At 71.1% G+C, this 19,210-nt stretch carries 21 protein-coding genes and 1 pseudogene; 9 read left to right on the top strand and 13 right to left on the bottom strand.

The window, feature by feature from the left end:
* Positions 1 to 15 precede the first annotated feature (15 nt).
* Positions 16 to 930 (bottom strand): Cof-type HAD-IIB family hydrolase, encoded by a 915-nt coding sequence (locus tag ACFZBB_RS13950; RefSeq protein ID WP_391121327.1) that lies wholly within the window; start codon positions 928 to 930, stop codon positions 16 to 18.
* Positions 931 to 1,305: 375 nt separating this feature from the next.
* On the bottom strand, positions 1,306 to 1,731 hold the full coding sequence (locus tag ACFZBB_RS13945; RefSeq protein ID WP_391121324.1) for a DUF6344 domain-containing protein: 426 nt from the start codon (positions 1,729 to 1,731) through the stop codon (positions 1,306 to 1,308).
* 295 nt (positions 1,732 to 2,026) lie between these two features.
* Between ACFZBB_RS13945 and ACFZBB_RS13940 the strand changes: the two genes are divergently transcribed.
* Positions 2,027 to 2,833, top strand: coding sequence for an amidohydrolase family protein (locus ACFZBB_RS13940; RefSeq protein ID WP_391122234.1), 807 nt, complete (start codon positions 2,027 to 2,029; stop codon positions 2,831 to 2,833).
* On the opposite strand, the gene ACFZBB_RS13935 is transcribed toward ACFZBB_RS13940, so the two are convergent.
* Complete coding sequence (locus tag ACFZBB_RS13935) at positions 2,830 to 3,462, bottom strand: TetR family transcriptional regulator (protein WP_391121321.1); 633 nt, start codon at positions 3,460 to 3,462, stop codon at positions 2,830 to 2,832. The genes ACFZBB_RS13940 and ACFZBB_RS13935 overlap by 4 nt on opposite strands.
* Before the next feature lie 167 nt (positions 3,463 to 3,629).
* Entirely contained in the window at positions 3,630 to 4,022 is a 393-nt protein-coding gene (locus tag ACFZBB_RS13930; RefSeq protein WP_391121318.1) for a type II toxin-antitoxin system VapC family toxin, read from the bottom strand.
* Positions 4,023 to 4,060: 38 nt separating this feature from the next.
* On the opposite strand from ACFZBB_RS13930, the gene ACFZBB_RS13925 reads away from it, so the two are divergent.
* Both ACFZBB_RS13925 and ACFZBB_RS13920 read left to right on the top strand, forming a co-directional pair.
* Entirely contained in the window at positions 4,061 to 4,198 is a 138-nt protein-coding gene (locus ACFZBB_RS13925; RefSeq protein WP_391121315.1) for a hypothetical protein, read from the top strand.
* A 559-nt stretch (positions 4,199 to 4,757) separates the two neighbouring features.
* Positions 4,758 to 5,012, top strand: a pseudogene (locus tag ACFZBB_RS13920) (LLM class flavin-dependent oxidoreductase); the annotation flags it as partial.
* Positions 5,013 to 5,034: 22 nt separating this feature from the next.
* On the opposite strand, the gene ACFZBB_RS13915 reads toward ACFZBB_RS13920, so the two are convergent.
* From ACFZBB_RS13915 to ACFZBB_RS13900, 4 genes are all read right to left on the bottom strand, one after another.
* Positions 5,035 to 5,436, bottom strand: a complete 402-nt coding sequence (locus tag ACFZBB_RS13915) for a PIN domain-containing protein (RefSeq protein ID WP_391121312.1) — start codon at positions 5,434 to 5,436, stop codon at positions 5,035 to 5,037.
* Positions 5,433 to 5,681 (bottom strand): hypothetical protein, encoded by a 249-nt coding sequence (locus tag ACFZBB_RS13910; protein WP_391121309.1) that lies wholly within the window; start codon positions 5,679 to 5,681, stop codon positions 5,433 to 5,435. The genes ACFZBB_RS13915 and ACFZBB_RS13910 overlap by 4 nt, the downstream gene beginning before the upstream one ends.
* 81 nt (positions 5,682 to 5,762) lie before the next feature.
* Positions 5,763 to 6,941: a hypothetical protein gene (locus ACFZBB_RS13905; RefSeq protein ID WP_391121306.1), complete on the bottom strand. Its 1,179-nt coding sequence runs from the start codon at positions 6,939 to 6,941 to the stop codon at positions 5,763 to 5,765.
* A gap of 43 nt (positions 6,942 to 6,984) precedes the next feature.
* Positions 6,985 to 7,299 carry a hypothetical protein gene (locus tag ACFZBB_RS13900; RefSeq protein ID WP_391121303.1) on the bottom strand — a complete coding sequence of 105 codons (315 nt, stop codon included), beginning with the start codon at positions 7,297 to 7,299 and terminating at the stop codon, positions 6,985 to 6,987.
* Positions 7,300 to 7,483: 184 nt separating this feature from the next.
* Between ACFZBB_RS13900 and ACFZBB_RS13895 the strand changes: the two genes are divergently transcribed.
* Entirely contained in the window at positions 7,484 to 8,380 is an 897-nt protein-coding gene (locus tag ACFZBB_RS13895; protein ID WP_391121301.1) for an LLM class flavin-dependent oxidoreductase, read from the top strand.
* A gap of 32 nt (positions 8,381 to 8,412) precedes the next feature.
* Here ACFZBB_RS13895 and ACFZBB_RS13890 read toward each other — a convergent pair whose 3' ends face one another.
* The 4 genes from ACFZBB_RS13890 to ACFZBB_RS13875 all read right to left on the bottom strand — a co-directional run bounded on the left by ACFZBB_RS13890 (position 8,413) and on the right by ACFZBB_RS13875 (position 13,311).
* Positions 8,413 to 9,363 (bottom strand): MerR family transcriptional regulator, encoded by a 951-nt coding sequence (locus ACFZBB_RS13890; RefSeq protein ID WP_391121298.1) that lies wholly within the window; start codon positions 9,361 to 9,363, stop codon positions 8,413 to 8,415.
* Between the two features lie 28 nt (positions 9,364 to 9,391).
* The gene (locus ACFZBB_RS13885; RefSeq protein WP_391121295.1) at positions 9,392 to 10,285 is read right to left on the bottom strand and encodes a metal-dependent hydrolase; all 894 of its coding nucleotides are present in this window, start codon (positions 10,283 to 10,285) and stop codon (positions 9,392 to 9,394) included.
* A gap of 135 nt (positions 10,286 to 10,420) precedes the next feature.
* A complete protein-coding gene (locus ACFZBB_RS13880) occupies positions 10,421 to 12,322 on the bottom strand; it encodes an SDR family oxidoreductase (RefSeq protein WP_391121293.1) in 1,902 nt (633 codons plus the stop codon).
* The gene (locus tag ACFZBB_RS13875) at positions 12,319 to 13,311 is read right to left on the bottom strand and encodes a M24 family metallopeptidase (protein ID WP_391121290.1); all 993 of its coding nucleotides are present in this window, start codon (positions 13,309 to 13,311) and stop codon (positions 12,319 to 12,321) included. The genes ACFZBB_RS13880 and ACFZBB_RS13875 overlap by 4 nt, the downstream gene beginning before the upstream one ends.
* Positions 13,312 to 13,576: 265 nt before the next feature.
* Here ACFZBB_RS13875 and ACFZBB_RS13870 point away from each other — a divergent pair, with 265 nt between their 5' ends.
* The 5 genes from ACFZBB_RS13870 to ACFZBB_RS13850 all read left to right on the top strand — a co-directional run bounded on the left by ACFZBB_RS13870 (position 13,577) and on the right by ACFZBB_RS13850 (position 18,177).
* Positions 13,577 to 14,650: an ATP-binding cassette domain-containing protein gene (locus tag ACFZBB_RS13870; protein ID WP_391122231.1), complete on the top strand. Its 1,074-nt coding sequence runs from the start codon at positions 13,577 to 13,579 to the stop codon at positions 14,648 to 14,650.
* 4 nt (positions 14,651 to 14,654) lie between these two features.
* Positions 14,655 to 15,578 carry an ABC-2 transporter permease gene (locus tag ACFZBB_RS13865; RefSeq protein WP_391122228.1) on the top strand — a complete coding sequence of 308 codons (924 nt, stop codon included), beginning with the start codon at positions 14,655 to 14,657 and terminating at the stop codon, positions 15,576 to 15,578.
* The gene (locus ACFZBB_RS13860; RefSeq protein ID WP_391121287.1) at positions 15,575 to 16,492 is read left to right on the top strand and encodes an ATP-binding cassette domain-containing protein; all 918 of its coding nucleotides are present in this window, start codon (positions 15,575 to 15,577) and stop codon (positions 16,490 to 16,492) included. The genes ACFZBB_RS13865 and ACFZBB_RS13860 overlap by 4 nt, the downstream gene beginning before the upstream one ends.
* Positions 16,493 to 16,574: 82 nt before the next feature.
* The gene (locus ACFZBB_RS13855; RefSeq protein ID WP_391122225.1) at positions 16,575 to 17,294 is read left to right on the top strand and encodes an ABC transporter permease subunit; all 720 of its coding nucleotides are present in this window, start codon (positions 16,575 to 16,577) and stop codon (positions 17,292 to 17,294) included.
* 202 nt (positions 17,295 to 17,496) lie between these two features.
* Positions 17,497 to 18,177 carry a rhomboid-like protein gene (locus ACFZBB_RS13850; RefSeq protein ID WP_355336601.1) on the top strand — a complete coding sequence of 227 codons (681 nt, stop codon included), beginning with the start codon at positions 17,497 to 17,499 and terminating at the stop codon, positions 18,175 to 18,177.
* Positions 18,178 to 18,260: 83 nt separating this feature from the next.
* Here the strand turns inward: ACFZBB_RS13850 and ACFZBB_RS13845 are convergent, their stop codons facing one another.
* Positions 18,261 to 19,046 carry an HAD hydrolase family protein gene (locus ACFZBB_RS13845; protein ID WP_391122222.1) on the bottom strand — a complete coding sequence of 262 codons (786 nt, stop codon included), beginning with the start codon at positions 19,044 to 19,046 and terminating at the stop codon, positions 18,261 to 18,263.
* Positions 19,047 to 19,210 lie beyond the last annotated feature (164 nt).

Below are 19,210 nucleotides of genomic sequence, written 5' to 3'. Positions count from 1 at the left end.
CGCTCCCCGTACGGGCTAGGCGGTTCCGTCGCCGTGCCGGGCGGCGATGATCCGCTCGATGACGCGGGCGACCCCGTCGTCGTTGTTGGACTCGGTCCGGTGCGTGGTCGTGGCCAGGACGCGGGGATGGGCGTTCGCGACGGCGTACGACGTACCGGCCCATCCGAGCATCGCGAGGTCGTTCGGCATGTCGCCGAAGGCGACGACCTCGGCGGCGGACACCCCGCGCTCGGCGCAACATCGCGCCAGCGTCGTGGCCTTGCTGACGCCCTCGCCGCTGATCTCCAGCAGCGCGCTGTCGCTGGACCGGGTGATCTCGCCGTGCTGCCCCGCCACGCTCAGCCCGATGGCGAGGAATTCGTCCGGGTCGATGGACGGGTGCTTGGCGAGCAGCTTCAGCAGCGGCTGGCGCGCGTCGCGCACGGCGAGCAGTTCCTCGATCGGGGCCGTGGGGCCGAAGTCCGGCTCGATGACGCGGGGGTAGTCCGGCTCGCGGTAGAAGGTGTCGGCGCGTTCGACGGCGAAGGTCGTGCCGGGCACGGCGGCGCGCAGCGCGTGCGCGACGGCGAGGGCGTCGTCCTCCGGCAGCGGGAACGCCTCGATCAACTCGCCTTTGTGCAGGTCCCAGACGGAGGCGCCGTTGGCCAGGATGGCCATGCCGTGCCCCGCGAGGTGGGCCGCGACGGTGTCCATCCAGCGTGCGGGGCGCCCGGTGACGAAGAAGACCTCGATGCCCGCGGCCTCGGCGTCGGCGAGCGCCGCGACCGTACGCGGGGACACCGTCTTGTCGTCGCGCAGCAGCGTGCCGTCCAGGTCGGTGGCGATCAGCCGCGGCGGAGGGGCGGAGTAGGAGGCGGCGGACGACACGTCCGCTGATCGATGCTGCCCGCTGGGCTCATTGGCTGAGGTCACGGGCCCATCCTTGCGCATCCTTGCCCCGCCCGCACAAAGGTGCGGATACCCGCTCAGCCGAGCCCGTTTCGGCCGCGATTCCGGCTTGATCCCATCGCTCCCGGGGACGTCACAGGGGCGCGGGTCACGCGATCACGGCAGGGGTACGGGCTGACGGACTGGCAGCGGATACGGCTGACGGTACGACTGGCTGGTGCGGCCGCCGGCGCGGCTGCTGGTGCGACGAGGGTGAGCGCTGCGCTTGTGGGGCGCAGAAATCTGTGGGGTTGGTGCGGTGCTGGTCGTACAAGAAGCTTGTACAGAAGGGGAGTTCGTGCGGGGACTATGTCCCGGGAAGTTCCTGCGGGATCTCCGTGCGGGGACCACGTGCGGGGACTTCGTACGCGGTCCGGCTCAGCGGACGAGCACCGCTTCGTCCGCGGTGCTGGTCAGGGCGTGGTCCGCGAGGGCCGGACTGGCGGGGTACGGCAGGGCCTCGCCGGTGTCCGGGGCGATACTGCGGGCAGAGGGGGAGGAGCCGTGCGCCTCGGCCCTGATGCGCTGCTTCATCGTGGGCGGCAGCGAGCGGCTGCTCGGGCGCGGGGCCGGCAGCAGTGCGGCGCAGGACGGCGTCCTGGTCGGCGTCGGCGCGGTGCCCGGCGCGGCGCCCGTACCGTTCGCCACGGCGACGGCGGTGGCCGGAACGGCGGCGGCCTGGGCGGCGGCGGTGTGGACGCGGGCGGTGCGGGCCGGAGTGGCGAAGCCGAGCCCGGCGACGAGCTTGAGGAGCACGCCGACGAAGGCGCTCCAGAAGGCGGTGACGTTCTTGAAGACGTTCATGACCTCTCGATTCCTTGGTGCGGAAATCTGACTTCTCCGATCATGAGGAAGACGGCACGGAATCGTGGGAGCCGCACCCCGGATTCGCGGATATACACATAAACGCCACTCATTCGGACCAATGGGGTCCTGTGTCGCCCGGCGCCGACGGGGCCGCGGCCGGTCCTGAGGCGCTGGATAAGGTGGCGCCGTGTCCCCTCACGAGGAGTCGCCCCGGCGCGGCGAACAGGCCGAGGTCGCCGCGTTCCGCCAGGCCCTGGGCCTCGACGCCCTCATCGACGTGCACACCCACTTCATGCCCGAGCGCGTCATGGCCAAGGTGTGGGCGTACTTCGACGCGGCCGGTCCGCTCGTCGGCCGCGCCTGGCCGATCGCGTACCGCGAGGAGGAGCAGCGGCGTGTCGAGACCCTGCGCGGCTTCGGCGTCCGGGCCTTCACCTCGATGCTCTATCCGCACAAGCCCGGCATGGCGCGGTGGCTGAACGACTGGGCCGCCGACTTCGCCGCCCGCACCCCTGACTGCCTGCACACCGCGACGTTCTTCGCCGAGCCCAGCGCCGCCGACGACGTACGCCGCGCCCTCGCCCAGGGCGCGCGCGTCTTCAAGTGCCACCTCCAGGTCGGCGGCTACGACCCCAACGACCCGCTGCTCGACGAGGTCTGGGGCCTGCTCGCCGACACCGGCGTCCCCGTCGTCACCCACTGCGGCTCCGGCCCGGTCCCCGGCCCCTTCACCGGCCCCGCCCCCGTCGCCGCCCTGCTCGCCAGGCACCCGCGCCTGCGGCTCGTCGTCGCCCACCTGGGAATGCCGGAGTACGAGGACTTCCTCGGCCTCGCCGAACGGCACGAGCGGGTCCTGCTCGACACCACCATGGCCTTCACCGACTTCAGCGAGTCCGCCGCCCCCTTCCCGCCCGCGGCCCTGCCCCGCCTGTCCGCCCTCGCCGACCGCGTCCTGCTCGGCACGGACTTCCCCAACATCCCCTATCCCTACGCCCACGCCCTCCGCGCCCTGGAATCCACCGGCCTCGGCCCCGCCTGGCTCCGCGCCGTCTGCCACGACAACGCCGCCCGCCTCTTCGCCCTCCCGGCCCTCTCCTAGCGGGCGGAGTCGGGGTCGGGGTCCGGGGCGGGGTCCGGGCTCGGGTCTTGGGGGGTCAGCATTTGCAGGAGGAGGGTGCGGAGCTCGGCGTCGGGGAGGGCGGGGAGGTGGGTGAAGGCGCCGGAGCCGCGGGCCAGGACGACGCCGATGAAGGCGGCGGCGATGAGTTCGGCGCGCAGGGCGGGATCGAGGGTGCCATCGGCGAGCAGGCGCCGGTGGAGGGGGTCCACGACACGGCGGTGCAGCTCCGCGCGGGTGGCCTGCTGACCGGCCGGGTCCTCGTGGGGGCGGACGGCGACCTGGTAGACGGGGTTGGGGCCGTGGCGCCGGGTGCGGTCGAGGATGGTCGCCAGACGGTCGGGGTCGAGGAGGTCGACGATGTCGTCCGGGCCGTCGTTGGTGCGCAGCGTGGCGATGTAGAGCTGGGCCTTGCCGCCGAAGTAGCGGGCGATCATCGCCGGATCGACCCCGGCGCGGCTGCCGATGGCCCGCGCGGTGGTGCGGTCGTACCCGTGCTCGGCGAACAGCTCGCCCGCGGCCTTCAGCAGGCGTTCGCGGCTGCCCGCCGCGTCGCGCCGGTGCCGGTCCGCCCCGGCGGGCCGTTCGTCGGCCGGTGTCGTTCCACTCATTCCGCGGCCGTTCCGTCCAGTTCGTGGAGGTCGTCGTGTTCGCCGGGCCGCGCCGGCACTTGGGGGCGCGCCTGGGCCGCCACCGCGGGCCGTGCCGACGAGCCGGGCCGTGCCGACGAGCCGCGTCGGCGCCACGGAACCGTGCCTGTGCGTGCAGATGGCAGGCGTCAGATCGCCTCGACTGCGATGCGGGGACGGCAAAGTCGACGCAGGTCCTCCACATCGCTGGTCACGACCGTCACATCGCCGTGTTCTGCGTGTGCGGTAGCAGCCAGCATCGCGTCGATGGCGTACTTGTGCCCGTGAAGTCCCTCCGCGACCAGGAGCTTGCTCGCCGAGCGGGCGGTCTCCTCCGTGATCGGTCGCACCTTGGTGAGGGAGACCGCGAAGTCGAACGCCGCCTGGACGACCTTGGGATCGCGCGCCTCAACGAGAGTTGCCGCACTGGTCACGATCAGTAGATCGAGGGTACGAGCGACATCCAGCCACACCGTCATGTCACGGTGTCGCCGGGCCAGCTTGGACAGGGCTTCACTGTCCAGGACAAGAGTGCCGCTCACGCAGCGTCCGCTGGCGAGGCGTCGCCACGATGGGCTGTGTGGTGCGCCCGGATTCTCTCGGCGCGCGCTGCCACCTCGGCCTGGTCAACGGGACCGTGCTCGGCCTCGTACTCCGCGATGTACTCATCTACCGCCTCACGCTGAAGCTGACGCTGCACGGCTTCCTCGATGTATGAGGAAACGCCTTGCTTGCCTGCGCGCGAGCGAATCGCCTCCAGGGTCTCGGCGCGAAGAGAAACGCTGGTGACTCGGGTCTTGCCCGGGCGTGACGTGTCCACAGGAATAGTGTAATACATGTCCTGTTAACTCGCTGGCGATCCGCGCGCGGGAGGCTCATCCAACGGCTGGTGGTGGGATTACGAGCGGCACCCTGATGTGTGCTGTGTGAGTCACGTTCGGCCCCTTCATACAGGCCAGTTCGCAGAAGTGTCCTGAGTATGGGAGGCCGTACCTCAACCGGTCCAGTCACGGTACGCGTCGATCCCCTCCGCGCCCTCCTCGGCGCCGAGGACTGCCGTGGCGAAGGGCACATCGAGGTACTCCTCAAGCATGGTGAACAGGCCCCGCTGTCTGATCGTCCTCGTTGCAGGCGTCGACAGTCACTTCGTCGATCACGGCCGCGAGCTCGGCCTTGCCCGATGTGCTCACGGATCAACGCCAGTGGTCAACGGGGGTGGCGCCGGGCTGCTTCAGCACCTGCTCAGCCGGACGGCTGAGGTGGTCGGCAGTCCGCGTATCGTCGGCGGCAGGCGTCTGAGTGTGGTGATTCTGCCGATCTACCGCTGGGCCGCCGAGGGGCGGGAGGTGTGGCGGCGGGCCGAGGATCTGGGGTTCGGGACCGCCTATACGTATGACCATCTGTCGTGGCGGAGCTTCCGGGACAAGCCGTGGTACGGAGCGGTGCCGACGCTGACCGCTGCCGCCGCGGTCACCGGCCGGATGCGCCCGGGCACCCTGGTGACGTCGGTCAAGCCGCGTTCACGCGTCACGGGCTGACCTGCGGTTCTGCGGCTCAGAGGCCGATGAGCCCGATCCGCTTGCCGCACAGGCGGGCCATGTCGTCGATGTCCGACGTCAGGAGGACCACGGGCACGGCTTGCCGCAGGGCCGCTTCCGCGACGGTCGCGTCGATGGCGTACTTGTGCCCGTGCAGGCCGGCCGTCTTGAGTAGCTTCGCCGCTTCCTTGGCGGTCTGTTCGGTGACCGGCTCCACCTTGACCCGGGAGAGCGTCCACTGGAGCCGCGGCATGTTCACGCGAGTGTGGCTGATCTCCACGATGGTGTTCGCGCTGATGATCAGATCTGCGCCCATCTCGTGGAACACCTTCAGCAGGCCGAGGACTTTCCGGTCCTGGGCGACCCAGGCAGACAGGCCCTCGCTGTCCAGAACCACGGATTCGATGTACTGACTCACGCGGCGCTCGCGCCGCCTGCGGTCTCCGTCGCCCCCGTGATACGCGCACGGGCCTCGGCCAGTTCCTCTTCGCTGAAGGAGCCGTGCTCGTCTTCGTAGTTCCGCAGATCGGCCCCGAGCAGCTGGTGCCTGATCTGACGGGCGACTGCCTCGGCCACATAACCGGAGACGTTGTCCGTGAGCTTCTTCAGCTCTGCCACCTGCTCGGTCGGCAGCGTGACCGTGATCCTGGTCGTGTCAGCCATAAGGCGAGCATACCGCAGTATGCACGCCGTACGCCTTTCTCGGTCGCCGGGTGTGCAGTCTGTGAAGCTCCCGGCATGCGCTCAGCGCGGCCGGACGCGGAGCAGCTCATTGAGCCGGTCACCGATCACGGAGACGCCGGGGCGCGGCTCGCTCTCGTAGTACCAGGGTTTGCGTCGGCGCAGCAGGGCGTCGCCGTGCTCGCTCCAGGTGAAGCCGGGCTGCCGCAGGAGTCTGCGGAACACCGTGTCGACGTTCTGCGGGTGTGCGGCGGCCAGTCGGCGGATGGGCAGCGGCGTGATCGTCTCCTCGCGCAAGTATGTGCGGAGCAGGTCCTGATGGTGCTTGCGGCCCGCGAGGTCGGGGTTCGCGAACAGGTCGCGCAGCGACCCGTAGTCCGCGTAGAAGTTGAGCCCGTCGACCTGGTCGTAGATGACGCCCACGGTGTCCGAGTCCGCCAGTTCGGGCGGCAGCGTGAAGAGGGGCATGTCCGGGGCGGGCCGCCGCTTGCCTCGGGTGGGGCGGGGGCGTTGCCCGGCGGGGACCTGCTGCCGGTGGCGGTAGTAGGCGTTGATGCGGTCCTCGGTTTCTTCGGGCGCGAGGATCAGTTCGTCGCTACCGCAGAACTCGATGAATGCCGCCTGATCCTCCCGCATCGAGCGCCATCCCTGCTCGATCTTCGCGGGGTTGCGGAAGACCAGCTCAGGTCGGCTGGTGGCCAGTTCGAGGGCCGCACCGGCGATGTCCGGCGCGGCGGCCCGGGGGTAGGCGGACATCACGCCGGAGACGAGCCATGCGCCGGGTACCCCCGCCAGGGCGACCAGTCGGGCGCCGAGGAAACCACCTTTGGCGACGCTCCGGAAGGCCGACTGCCCGGCGTTGGTGTATGTCCGGTACTCGAGGTCGTCCAGCAGGTTGAGCAGGCGCAGGCACTCGCCGTCCTTGCCTCCTACCTCGAAGAGCCCTTCCACCGGATCGCGCCACGCCAGGACCATCTGCCGGTCGGCTTCGGACAGAGACGTTCGCCGAGCGACGAAGCGGTCGGCGACCGTGCTGCCGTCAGGCAGGCGGTACTGCAGCAGGAAGTGGTCGATGACGTTGACCGCGGTCGCCTCGTCCAACGAGCCGTGGGCGTCGGCGGCCTCCACCAGGAGCGGGTCGAGGAAACGCTCGAAGGCGCGGCCCTTCCCGAACGCGACGAGTTCTTCCTTCAGCTCGGCGCTGTGCCGCAGGGCATATGCGAGATCCGGGGCGGTGTTCATGTCGTGCTCCTACGTGCTTCGGCTCTCGTCCGGGTCCGCTTCCTCAGCTACCGGCCAAGCGCCGGTACGCCTCGACCCAGTGCGCCCCGTCCGGAGGCTGTTCCGGCAGGGGCGGTTCAGCCAGGCCGATGTCCTGCCGGAACTCTTCCCGGACGCAACGAGCGACCATGCGGGAGTCGTTCGTGAGGTCGATCTCGACCACTGTCACCTCGACGCCCAGGACGGTCGTGGTGAAAGGAACCGTCAGGTGTTCATCGATGGCCGCCAGGAACCCGTTGACCGCCTCGATCTCGTCGTACGTTTCGACGGTCGCTTCCTCGGTCAGCGCATCCAGTTCGGCGCCGCTCCTTGTGCTCACCTCAGCCACGGTAGCGAGCGGTGCGCGTTCGGTGGGCCGCGTTCCTCGGAAAGTGCCTGACTGGTCCGTGCGCCGACGCCTTGCGGACAGGCTGAAGCGCGGTGGCGTCCGACACAGGACCGCTGGCACGGCGCAGCCATGCTTCGTTTCTGCTGCGTGGTCCGTTGCTCGTAAGGTCGTGTGCATGCGTCTGAGTGTTGTGATTCTGCCGATCTACCGCTGGGCCGCTGAGGGGCGGGAGGTGTGGCGGCGGGCCGAGGATCTGGGGTTCGGGACCGCCTATACGTATGACCATCTGTCCTGGCGGAGCTTTCGGGACAAGCCGTGGTACGGCGCGCTGCCGACGCTGACCGCTGCCGCCGCGGTCACCGGCCGGATGCGGCTGGGCACCCTGGTGACGTCGCCGAATTTCCGGCACCCGGTCACGCTCGCCAAGGACTTGATGACGCTCGACGACGTGAGCGAGGGGCGGGTGACGCTGGGGATCGGGGCCGGGGGGAGCGGGTTCGACGCGACGGCGCTGGGGCAGGAGCCGTGGTCGCCGCGGGAGCGGGCGGACCGGTTCGGGGAGTTCGTACGGCTGCTGGACCGGCTGCTGACGAACGGCCAGGTGTCGTACGAGGGGGAGTTCTACTCGGCGCACGAGGCGCGGACGATTCCGGGGTGTGTGCAGCGGCCGAGGATTCCGTTCGCGGTGGCGGCGACGGGGCCGCGGGGGATGCGGCTGGCCGCGCGGTACGGGCAGGCGTGGGTGACGACGGGGGACCCGGCGCTGTACGAGACGGGGACGCCGGAGGAGTCGCTGGCGGCGGTACGCGGGCAGGTGGATCGGCTGGGCGCGGCGTGCGCGCAGGCCGGGCGGGACGTGCTGAAGGTGCCGAAGGTGATGCTGACCGGCTTCACCCCTGACCAGGGGCGCCCGCTGGAGTCGGTGGACGCCTTCGTGGACTTCGCCGGCCGGCACGCGGAGGCCGGGATCGACGAGATGGTCATCCACTGGCCCATCCCCGACAGCGACTTCGACACCGATCCCGCCGCCTTCGAGCGGATCGCCCTGGAGGCTCCCGCCCAACTGGCCTGATCCGCGCGCCGGTTGGTCAGCGATCCGGGCGGTCAGTGCTCCGGGTCGTCGGGGCGCCGGGCTGTCAGGTCGTCCATGCGGCGGGCCGCGATCTCCCGGTCGGCGGCGGCCGTCACGAACTCCGGTACGTGGTCGGGCCCGACCAGCTCCCGGACCGCGGCGACCGTGGCCGCCGGGAGGGGCACCGGGACGTGCGAGGGCGGCTCGGCGGCCGGGCGCGGCGGCGGCGCGGGGAGCACGGCGTCGCCGAGGTGACGGCGTACGTGCTCGGTGGCGAGCATCCGCATGGCGCGTGCCAGCTCCGCGTCGACGGTCTGCTGGGCCAGCGGGCGCAGCCGCCGGACCAGGGCCGCCGCCTCCTCGGCCTCCTCGTCGGTCGGCGGGTGGCGCAGGAACCGCTCGAAGACGTACTCCGTGGTGAACTCCAGGAACCGCTCCGAGATGTGCTCGACCTGGACCCGCAGCTCCCGCAGGTGGCCGGTGATCGCGGGCAGCGGCACGCCGGCGGCGTGCAGTTCCGCGGCGACCGCCAGCTCCTGGGGGCTCGGTACGAGGAATTCCTCGTCGCTGCCCGGCACCGGCTCCAGGATGCCCAGTTGCAGGCCCTCCTCGACGGCCGTCAGATCCGCCGTCCCGCCGAACGCCTCGATCAGCTCGGCCAGGCTGATGCGCGCGGGCGTCTCGTCCGACCACGGCCGGTCCACCTCACCGACCAGGCCGAGCACTCCGCCGAGGCCGGTGCCCGCGTCCCACGCCGCCAGCAGCTCCTTGATGCTGGCCAGCGTGTATCCGCGCTCCAGGAGATCGGCGATCTGCCGCAGCCGGGCCAGATGCGTGTCGTCGTACACATTGGCCCGGCCGCGGCGCTCCGGCTTCGGGAGCAGCCCGCGATCGGTGTAGGCGCGGATCGTACGGACCGTCGTCCCGCTCAGATGGGACAGGTCCTCGATCCGGTACGCGCGCTGCTCGGCGGCGGTGGTCACGCCCACACTCCTCGGTACTCCTCGGTGGTCAGGAGGCCGCGGTGCGGCCCGCCGGTCTTTCGCTGGCCCTGGCCGCGGGGGACATGGCCAGATACTCGACGGCCTTGCTCAGCGACCCTTCCTGTGACGGATGGTACGACCGGCGCAGGTACCTGGGCATCGCCCCGTTGAGCGCGGCCCAGGACGGCAGCAGGCCGCGGCGGGCGGCGGCGCGGTGGTTCCTGAACCGGTACTTGCCCTTGACCAGCCCCGGGTCGTGCCGCATCAGGTAGCGGGCGCCTACCACCCACAGATAGAACAGCGTCGGCCAGGCGAACGCCATGCCCTCCGCGCGCCGCAGATACCGCGCCGCGCCGCCCCCGCCGACGTGCTGGTACATGTCGAACGCGACCGCCCGGTGCTCGACCTCCTCCGCGCCGTGCCAGCGCAGCAGGTCCAGCATCACCTCGTCGGTGTCCACCTCGTCCAGCGCGTCGGCGTCCAGGATCCAGTCGCCGAGGACGGCGGTGAAGTGCTCGATCCCCGCGATCAGCGACAGCCGGAACCGCAGCCACTCGCGCCGGGTGACCGGCGCGCCCCACGGCGGCTTCTCGCCGAGCAGCACGTCGAACATCCACTCCACGTGCTTGGTGTAGCCGCTGGTGTCGAGATTCTGCTCGGCCAGGTGCTCCAGCACATACGCGTGCTGCACGCTGTGGGTGGCCTCCTGGCCCATGAACCCCTTGACGTCCTTGAGTAGTTGCTCGTCGCTGACGTAGGGGAGCGCCTCCTTGAACACCTTCACGAACCACCGCTCCCCCGCGGGCAGCAGCAGGTGCAGCACATTGATGACGTGCGTCGCGGTCGGCTCGCCCGGAATCCAGTGCAGAGGGGTCTGCTTCCAGTCGAACGTGACCCGGCGCGGCTTGATCGCGTAACTCATGGCGGTGCGTCCTCCTTCGGAGAAGATCGGCGGTGTCGGCGTGGGGATCGGTGTCGGTGTCAAGGCCGGTGTCGAGGCCGGTGTGGGGATCGGTGCTGCCGGCACGGTGCCGGTGGTGAGTTGGCGGCGGTGGCCCTACAGCGGCGGGTCCACGCGGGCCAGCGCCCGCAGCGTCTTGGGGGAGAGCCGGGACAGCAGCCGCGCCCCGCGGGCCTCCGGCGTGACCGGGACGACCGCGGAGTTGCGCTCCACCGCCCGGACGATCGCGCGGGCGACCTTCTCCGGCGGGTAGTTGCGCAGCCCGTAGAGCCGGGCGGAGCGTGCCCTGCGCCGCTCCTGCTCCTCCTCGCCGACCCCGGCGAACCGCGCGCTGCGGGTGATGGGCGTGTTGACCAGCCCCGGGCAGATCGCGCTCACCCCGATGCCGTGCGGCGCCAACTCCGCCCGCAGGCACTCGCTGAGCATCAGCACCGCCGCCTTCGACGTGCTGTACGCGGGCAGGGAGCGGGACGGCTGGAAGGCGGCGGCCGACGCGGTGTTGACGATGTGACCGCCCTGGCCGCGCTCCACCATCTGCCGGCCGAACAGGCGGCAGCCGTGGATGACGCCCCACAGATTGACGTCGAGCACCTGCTTCCAGTCCTCGGGTGTGGTGTCGAGGAAGGCGCCCGCCAGGCCGATCCCCGCGTTGTTCACCACCACGTCGGGGACGCCGTGGAGGCCGGCCGTGCGCTCGGCCAGTTCCTCCATCGCCTCGGCGTCCGACACGTCGACGGTCTCGGGCCACGCGTCGGGCGCGCCGATCAGCCGGGCCAACTCGGCGGTCCTCGCGGCGCCTTCCGCGTCCCGGTCCACCGCGACGATCCGCGCGCCCGCCTCCGCGAAGGCGAAGGCGGTGGCCCGGCCGATGCCGCTGGCCGCGCCGGTGACCAACACCAGTTGGCCGCCGAACCTCTCCTTGGCTCCGGTCTCCGCCTTCCCGAGCACCGTCCTGCCCGCCCCGGTGACGGTCGAGGTCGCGGCCAGGACTGCGGGGCCGCCGTACTCGTGCGCCGTGACGAACTCGCCGATCCAGCGCGACAGTTGCTCGGGCCGGGAGCGCGGCACCCAGTGCTTGGCGGCCACGGTGCGCCGGGTCAGCCGGGGCACCCACTGCTCCAGGTCGTCGTAGAGCCGCTGCGACAGGAAGACGTCGCCGGTCGGCGTGATGAGCTGCACGGGGACGTGGGCGTACGCGTCGGTGCGCGGACTGCCCAGCCTGCGGCGGACGTTGTCCCGGTACAGCCAGGCGCCGTGCGCCGCGTCCTCGGGGAGCGAGGCGGTCGGGTAGCCGTCGGACGGCAGCTTCTCGGCGCGGGAGAGCAGCTTGGGCCACTGCTTGCCGAGCGCCCCGCGCCAGGCCAGCTCCGGCAGCACGGGGGTGTGCAGCGCGTACACGTACCAGGACTTGGCCCCCTGGCCGAGCACTTGGGCGACCCGGCGCGGGGTGGGGCGGCGCACCCGGCGCTTGATCCAGTGGCCGAAGTGGTCGAGCGACGGGCCCGAGATCGAGGTGAAGGAGGAGATCCGGCCCTCGGTCCCGCCGACCGTGACGAATTCCCAGCCCTGCACCGAACCCCAGTCGTGCCCGACCAGGTGCACCGGGCGGTCCGGGCTGACCGCGTCCGCCACCGCCAGGAAGTCCTCGGTGAGCTTCTCCAGCGTGAAGCCGCCCTTGAGCCGCGCCGGGGCGCTCGACCTGCCGTGCCCGCGCACGTCGTAGAGCACCACGTGGAAGCGGTCGGCGAGCAGCCCGGCCACCTCCGACCACACCTCTTTGCTGTCCGGGTAGCCGTGCACCAGCACCACCGTCGGCAGCGCCGCGTCCCCGTACTCGGCGACGCACAGCCGTACGCCGCCGCCCCCGGTCACGAACCGCTCCCGCGCCGCCGCGTCGGCCGCCCCGTCCCGTACCGCTTCGCCCGGGCCCTCGCCGCCCTCGCCCGGACCCGCGTCCTCGTCCCGGTCGTCCCGCTCTTCCCACTCGTCCCGAGTCATGCCGCCACCCCCGTCCCCGAACCCGATTCTGTGCCCGTCCCCATCCGTGACCTCGACATCGATCCCGTCCTCGTGTCCGCGTCCGTCTCCCGCCAGCGCCTGACGTGCGGCAGGTCGTCGTCCAGCCAGTAGGCGTCGGTCTCCGTGACCACGAGGATCTCCTCGAACTTCGCGCCGGTGCCGCGGAATCCCACATGTGGCTCCACCGCCCACAGACCGGGGTATGGGGGGTGGTCGGACATGCGGTGCGGACTCCACAGCGGTGACCAGCCCTCGCGGTGTCCGTGCAGCGCGTCGGAGGCCAGCCCCTTCAGGCTCCGCGTGCCGAATCCGGCGATCCGCGGCGACCAGCGGCGCTCGCGCACCCGGTCGACCTTGTGGGCGATCACGCCGAAGGGATACGCGCGATGCCGGTTGGCGTACCCCTGCCTGACCATCAGCCGGTCGACGTCCTGGTAGACGGTGCGCAGCGGGCGCCGCTCGCGCACCCCACGCAGGATCAGCTCGCGGTGCTCGCGCAGATCCGCCATCAGCCGTTCCTGCACCGGATTGGGGCCGAGCGAGCCGGAGTAGCCGACGTCGGCGGTGCAGCCTGCGTATACAGGGGCCAGGTCGAGGATGAACGGCATGCCGGGTTCGAGCCGCCGCCCGGTCGGGAAGAACTGGAGCGGCACCTTGAAGCCGGTGAAGGCCGTACGGTCGCCGAACCAGGCGAAGGGCAGATGGAACCAGTCGCGGACCCCGCGCTCCCGCGCCCACACCCGCATCGCGTGCGCCGCGTCCCGCTCCGTCGTCCCCGGCCGCAGCTCCGCCGCGACCGCCTCCGCGCACGCGTACGCCAGCCGCTGCGCCTCACGGAACCCGTCGAGCCCGTCGACCTCACCGCGCCCGTCGAGTCCGTTGAGCCGATCGTGTCCACCGAGCCCGTCGTGTCCACTGAGCCCGTTGAGCCCGTCGTGTCGACCGCGCCCGTCGTGTCGACCGCGCACGTCACACCCGTCGCGCCCGCCGTCCCACCCCTCGCCCATGGCCGCTCACCCCAGACCCCGCGCCGACATTCGAAAGCTGACAGCAATCAATGTGACATCAGCTCGTGGCAGGGTCAAGAGCCCTGCGACCCCCTGTGGATAACTCCCGGAAACTCCCCGACCCCTACGGGTGGTCAGCCCGCAGGAGTACCCCGATCGCGGCGGATCCGATCCTCGGGACGGACGCGGGAGCGTGGCGCCCGCCGCTACGGTCGGACACGTGACTGTGATCGCTACCGAAAGCCTGAGCAAGCGGTACCCGAGGGTGACCGCTCTTGACCGGCTGACCGTCGACATCACCCCCGGTGTGACCGGGCTGGTGGGTGCCAACGGCGCCGGGAAATCGACCCTGATCAAGATCCTGCTGGGACTGTCCCCGGCGACCGAGGGTCGTGCCGCCGTGCTCGGACTCGACGTGGCCACCAACGGCGCCGAGATCCGCGGCCTCGTCGGCTACATGCCCGAGCACGACTGCCTGCCGCCCGACGTCTCGGCGACCGAATTCGTCGTCCACATGGCCCGGATGTCGGGGCTGCCGCCGACCGCCGCGCGCGAGCGGACCGCCGACACGCTGCGCCACGTGGGCCTCTACGAGGAGCGGTACCGCCCGATGGGCGGCTACTCGACGGGCATGAAGCAGCGCGTCAAGCTGGCGCAGGCGCTGGTCCACGACCCGCAGCTCGTCCTGCTCGACGAGCCGACCAACGGCCTCGACCCGGCGGGCCGCGACGAGATGCTGGGCCTGATCCGCCGCGTGCACACCGACTTCGGCATCTCGGTGCTGGTCACCTCGCACCTGCTCGGCGAGCTGGAGCGCACCAGCGACCACATCGTCGTCATCGACGGCGGCACACTGCTGCGCGCCTCCTCCACCAGCGACTTCACGCAGGCCACGGCGTCGCTTGCGGTCGAGGTCACCGACCGTGAGAAGGAACTGCTGGCCGCGCTGACCGGCGCCGGGCTCACCGCCCAGACCAAGGGCCACCTGCTGCACGTCGACATAGCGGACGACGCGACGTACGACACCGTCCGCGACGCCGTCGCCGCTCTCGGGGTCGGCCTGGTGCGCATGGAGCAGCGCCGCCACCGCATCGCCGAGCTGTTCACGGACGACGAGGACCTGACGTACGACGACCCGGACGACCCCGACCGCCCGGACCCCGACCCCCCGCACGACCCCGGCGGCACGAACACCACGCAGGTCCCCGCCGGTACGAACACCCCGCACGACACGAGCACCCCGAACGCCCCGGACACCGCGACCCTGACCAAGGAAGGAGAAGGCCGTGACGCAGCCTGACACGGTGACGCCCGGCACGCCGAACCCCGGCCCCCCGGTCACCGGCACCGCCCCCGACGTCATCCACAACATCGGTTACCGCAAGTACACCGGCCCGCGCCTCGGCCGCGCCTACGCCCGGCGCTCCCTCTTCAGCCAGAGCCTGCGCGGCGCGTACGGCCTCGGCCGCAGCGCGAAGTCCAAGGTGCTGCCGATGATCCTGCTCGCCGCGATGTGCGCGCCCGCGCTGATCATGGTGGCGGTCGCGATCTTCACCAATATGACGAAGCTGCCGGTCGACTACACCCGTTACGCGGTGATCCTCCAGGCGGTCATCACCCTCTTCGTCGCCTCGCAGGCCCCGCAGTCGGTCTCCCGCGACCTGCGGTTCAAGACCACTCCGCTGTACTTCTCGCGGCCCATCGAGCGCGTCGACTACGTGGCCGCCAAATACGCGGCGCTCGCCACGGCGCTGTTCCTGCTGACCGCGCTGCCCCTGCTCATCCTCTACATCGGCGCGCTGCTGGCGAAGCTCAGCTTCGGCACCCAGACCGCCGGGTTCGCGAAGGGTCTGGTGTCCGTACTCCTGCTGTCGCTGCTCTTCGCGGGCATCGCGCTCGTCATCGCCGCGATCACCCCGCGCCGCGGCTTCGGCGTCGCCGCGATCATCGCGGTGTTCGTCATCACCTACGGCGCGGTCTCCAGCGTCCAGGGCGTCGCCTCCGTGCAGGAGAACTACGACGTGATCGGCTGGCTCGGCCTCTTCTCGCCGATCACGCTGATCGACGGCTTCCAGACCTGGTTCCTCGGCGCGAGCTCGGCCTTCCCGCACGCCTCGGGACCGCCGGACGCGCTGGCCGGCATCGTCTATCTGCTGGCCGTTCTCACCATCATCACCGGCAGCTTCGGCCTCCTGATGCGCCGCTACCAGAAGGTCGGTCTCTCGTGACGACGATCAGCATCGACAACGTCTCGCGCTGGTTCGGCAACGTGGTGGCGGTCAACGACATCACCATGACGATCGGCCCCGGCGTCACCGGCCTGCTCGGCCCCAACGGCGCGGGAAAATCCACCCTCATCAACATGATGGCGGGTTTCCTGGCCCCCTCCACCGGCTCCGTCACCCTCGACGGGACGCCCATCTGGCGCAATGAGCAGTCGTACCGCGAGATCGGCATCGTGCCCGAGCGCGAGGCGATGTACGACTTCCTCACCGCCCGCGAGTTCGTGGTCGCCAACGCGGAGCTGCACGGCCTGCCCGACCCGGACGCCGCTGCCCGGCGGGCGCTGGCCACGGTCGAGATGGAGTACGCCCAGGACCGGCAGATCGACACGTACAGCAAGGGCATGCGGCAGCGCGCCAAGATGGCGTCCGCGCTGGTCCACGACCCGTCGGTGCTGCTGCTCGACGAGCCGTTCAACGGCATGGACCCGCGGCAGCGGCTGCACCTGATGGAGCTGCTGCGGCGGATGGGCGCCGAGGGCAGGACCGTCCTGTTCTCCTCGCACATCCTGGAGGAGGTCGAGCAGCTCGCACACCACATCGAGGTCGTGGTGGCGGGGCGCCACGCGGCCTCCGGCGACTTCCGCAAGATCCGCCGCCTGATGACCGACCGCCCGCACCGCTATCTCGTACGGTCGAGCGACGACCGGCTGCTCGCGTCCGTGCTGATCGCGCACGCGTCCACCGCCGCGATCGAGCTGGACTGGTCGGAGAAGGCGCTGCGCGTCCAGGCCATCGACTTCGCCGGATTCACCGAATTCCTGCCCCGGATCGCCCGCGACCACGGCATCCGGCTCTTCACCGTCTCGCCGTCCGACGAGTCCCTGGAGAGCGTCTTCTCCTACCTGGTCACGGCATAAGGAGCCGACACAGATGTCCGCCACCCAGACCCCCGCGCCGCCGAGCGGCAGGGCCGCGGCCCCCGCCCGCTCAGGGCCCGCCGTGTTCCACCCCACCGTGGCCCGGCTCACCTACCGCGCGCTGCTCGGCCGCCGCCGCGCCCTGCTGCTCTTCGCGCTGCCGATGCTGCTGCTGATCATCTCCGTCGCGGTCCGCGCGCTGACCGGCGCGGACGACTCCACCGCCAACGACATCCTCCAGGGCTTCGCGCTCAGCGCGATGGTCCCGCTGGTCGGCGTCATCGCCGGCACCGGCGCGATCGGCCCGGAGATCGACGACGGCGCGATCGTCTACCTGCTGGCCAAGCCGATCAGACGGTCCACGATCGTGTCCACCAAGCTCATCGTGGCGATAGGCGTCGTCGCCGCCTTCTCCGCCATCCCCACCCTGCTCGCCGGATTCATCCTCAACGGCAACGGGCAGAACGTCGCGGTCGCCTTCGGGGTGGCCGCCGCCGTCGCGTCCGTCGCCTACGCGGCGATCTTCCTGATGCTCGGCGTCCTCACCCGGCACGCGGTGATCGTCGGCCTGGTCTACGCCCTGGTCTGGGAGTCCGTCATCGGCAATGTGGTGCCGGGCGCCAGGACCCTCAGCGTCCAGCAGTGGTCGCTCGCGGTCGCGCAGAAGCTGGGCCACGGCAACATCGTCAGTTCCGACGTCGGTCTGCCGACGGCGATCGTGCTGCTCGCGGTGGTCACCGTCGGCACCACCTGGTTCGCCGGACACAAGCTGCGCACCCTCAAGCTCGCGGGTGAGGAGTAGGGACCGGGGCCAAGGCACCCGCAGGGAAGAGACCGGGGCACGTCACCCGGAAGTAGAGACCACTCGGAAGTAGAGACCACCCGCGAGAAGAGACCACCCGCAGGAACGGGAACACGGTGTGACGGCGGCGCAAGCTGTGAATGCGGTGTCAATGGAAGGGAGCGAGTCGCAGCCCGGCTGTGATCGGTGAAGACTGGTCGCGATGGCCCCGGCTCACGAGTCCTCCACCGCCGCCCGCGAGCGCCGCCGCGTCACCCCGCGTGACGCGCGGCGCTTCGCCGCGCAATGGATACGTGCCTCACCCGGCACCCACATCTGGCTGCTGATCCTGATCATCACCAGCGGCATCGTCGCCGTCGTGTCGCCGCACGTCCGTTCGTATCTGCTGCACCACGTCAGCACCAACCTGGTCCAGCTGCGGCAGCACCCGCTGCGGGTGCTGTTCGCCAGTGCCCTGTGGATAGAGACGCCCTCGGGCCTCGTCCTCTACTTCTTCCTCTTCGAGCTGATCCACGCCCCGGCCGAACGCTGGCTCGGCACCTGGCGCTGGCTGGTCGTCGTCGCGACCGCGCACATCGGCGCGACGCTCGTCAGCGAGAAGGCCGTCATGTTCGGCATCAGGGACCAGCGGCTGCCGCGCTCCCTCGCGCACACCGTGGACATCGGGGTCAGCTACGGCCTCGCGGGCATCGTCGGCGTCCTCACGTATCTGGTGCCGCGCCCCTGGCGCTGGGGATATCTCCTCGGCGTGCTGGGCTTCTTCGGCTATCCGCTGCTCGGCGACGCGACCTACACCGACCTCGGCCACTTCACGGCCGCGCTGATCGGCCTGAGCTGTTACGCGATCACGCCGCCGGGCCGCGCCCGCGAGAAGACCGCCTGAACCGCCGCGCCCCAGCCCCGCCCCAGCCCCGACACACCCCGACCCGGCCTCCAGCGCACCCCGGGCACACCCGGCCGCGCGGTTCAGAACGGCCCGAAGAGCCGTTCCAGCACCACCGCGATGCCGTCCTCGTCGTTCGACAGCGTCACCTCGTCGGCGACCCGCCGCAGCTCCGGATGGGCGTTGGCCATCGCCACGCCGTACCCCGCCCAGGCGAACATCGGCAGGTCGTTGGGCATGTCACCGAAGGCGATCGTCTCGGCGGCCGTCACGCCGAGCCGCCGCGCGGCCAGCGAGAGCCCGGTCGCCTTGGTGAGGCCGAGCGGCAGCAGCTCCACGATGCCCTCGCCCGCCATCGTCACGCCCACCAGGTCACCGGCCACCTCGCGGGCGGCCCGCGCCAGACCGTCGTCCCCCAGCCCCGGGTGCTGTATGTACAGCTTGTTGATGGGCGCGGACCACAGCTCGGCCGGGTCCGACATGAGGATGACCGGCAGCTCGGGGTTGTACCTGTACCCCTCGCCGATCAGGACGTCGCCGGCCAGGCCGTCGCGGCTGGCCGCGAGGAACAGCGGGCCCACCTCGGCCTCGATCTTGGCCAGCGCGAGCCCGGCGAGCTGCCGGTCGAGGGTGACCGAGGTCAGCAGCCGGTGCGTGCCCGCGTCGTAGAGCTGCGCGCCCTGGCCGCAGACCGCCAGGCCTTCGTAACCGAGGTCGTCCAGTACGTGCCGGGTCCACGGCACCGAGCGGCCGGTGACGATGATGTGCACCGCGCCCGCCGCCACCGTCGCGGCGAGCGCGTCCCTCGTCACCCGCGAGACGGTGTTGTCGCCGCGCAGCAGCGTCCCGTCCAGGTCGGTGGCGACCATCCGGTACGGAATCGCCGCCGCGTCGGCCGCGTCGGCGGCCGGGGCCCTGTCCGCGGCTCTGTCCGCAGCTCCGGTGACGGTTCCGGCGCCGGTGACGGCTCCGGTGACGGCTTCGGCTCTGTCCGCGGCCACCGCACCCGGTCCCGTACCGGCGAGAGCCCCGG

The sequence above is a fragment of the Streptomyces sp. NPDC008139 genome (assembly GCF_042957025.1).
Lineage (GTDB): Bacteria > Actinomycetota > Actinomycetes > Streptomycetales > Streptomycetaceae > Actinacidiphila.
This window is presented reverse-complemented; position numbering and strand designations above follow the sequence as displayed.

Excerpts from the sequence above, each read along its gene's own strand:
- ACFZBB_RS13905 (WP_391121306.1), bottom strand. The coding sequence starts at position 6,941 with ATGAACACCGCCCCGGATCTCGCATATGCCCTGCGGCACAGCGCCGAG.
- ACFZBB_RS13895 (WP_391121301.1), top strand. The coding sequence starts at position 7,484 with ATGCGTCTGAGTGTTGTGATTCTGCCGATCTACCGCTGGGCCGCTGAG.
- ACFZBB_RS13945 (WP_391121324.1), bottom strand. The coding sequence starts at position 1,731 with ATGAACGTCTTCAAGAACGTCACCGCCTTCTGGAGCGCCTTCGTCGGC.
- ACFZBB_RS13850 (WP_355336601.1), top strand. The coding sequence starts at position 17,497 with ATGGCCCCGGCTCACGAGTCCTCCACCGCCGCCCGCGAGCGCCGCCGC.
- ACFZBB_RS13845 (WP_391122222.1), bottom strand. The coding sequence starts at position 19,046 with ATGGTCGCCACCGACCTGGACGGGACGCTGCTGCGCGGCGACAACACC.
- ACFZBB_RS13910 (WP_391121309.1), bottom strand. The coding sequence starts at position 5,681 with ATGGCTGACACGACCAGGATCACGGTCACGCTGCCGACCGAGCAGGTG.
- ACFZBB_RS13940 (WP_391122234.1), top strand. The coding sequence starts at position 2,027 with ATGCCCGAGCGCGTCATGGCCAAGGTGTGGGCGTACTTCGACGCGGCC.
- ACFZBB_RS13880 (WP_391121293.1), bottom strand. The coding sequence starts at position 12,322 with ATGACTCGGGACGAGTGGGAAGAGCGGGACGACCGGGACGAGGACGCG.
- ACFZBB_RS13885 (WP_391121295.1), bottom strand. The coding sequence starts at position 10,285 with ATGAGTTACGCGATCAAGCCGCGCCGGGTCACGTTCGACTGGAAGCAG.
- ACFZBB_RS13950 (WP_391121327.1), bottom strand. The coding sequence starts at position 930 with ATGCGCAAGGATGGGCCCGTGACCTCAGCCAATGAGCCCAGCGGGCAG.
- ACFZBB_RS13935 (WP_391121321.1), bottom strand. The coding sequence starts at position 3,462 with ATGAGTGGAACGACACCGGCCGACGAACGGCCCGCCGGGGCGGACCGG.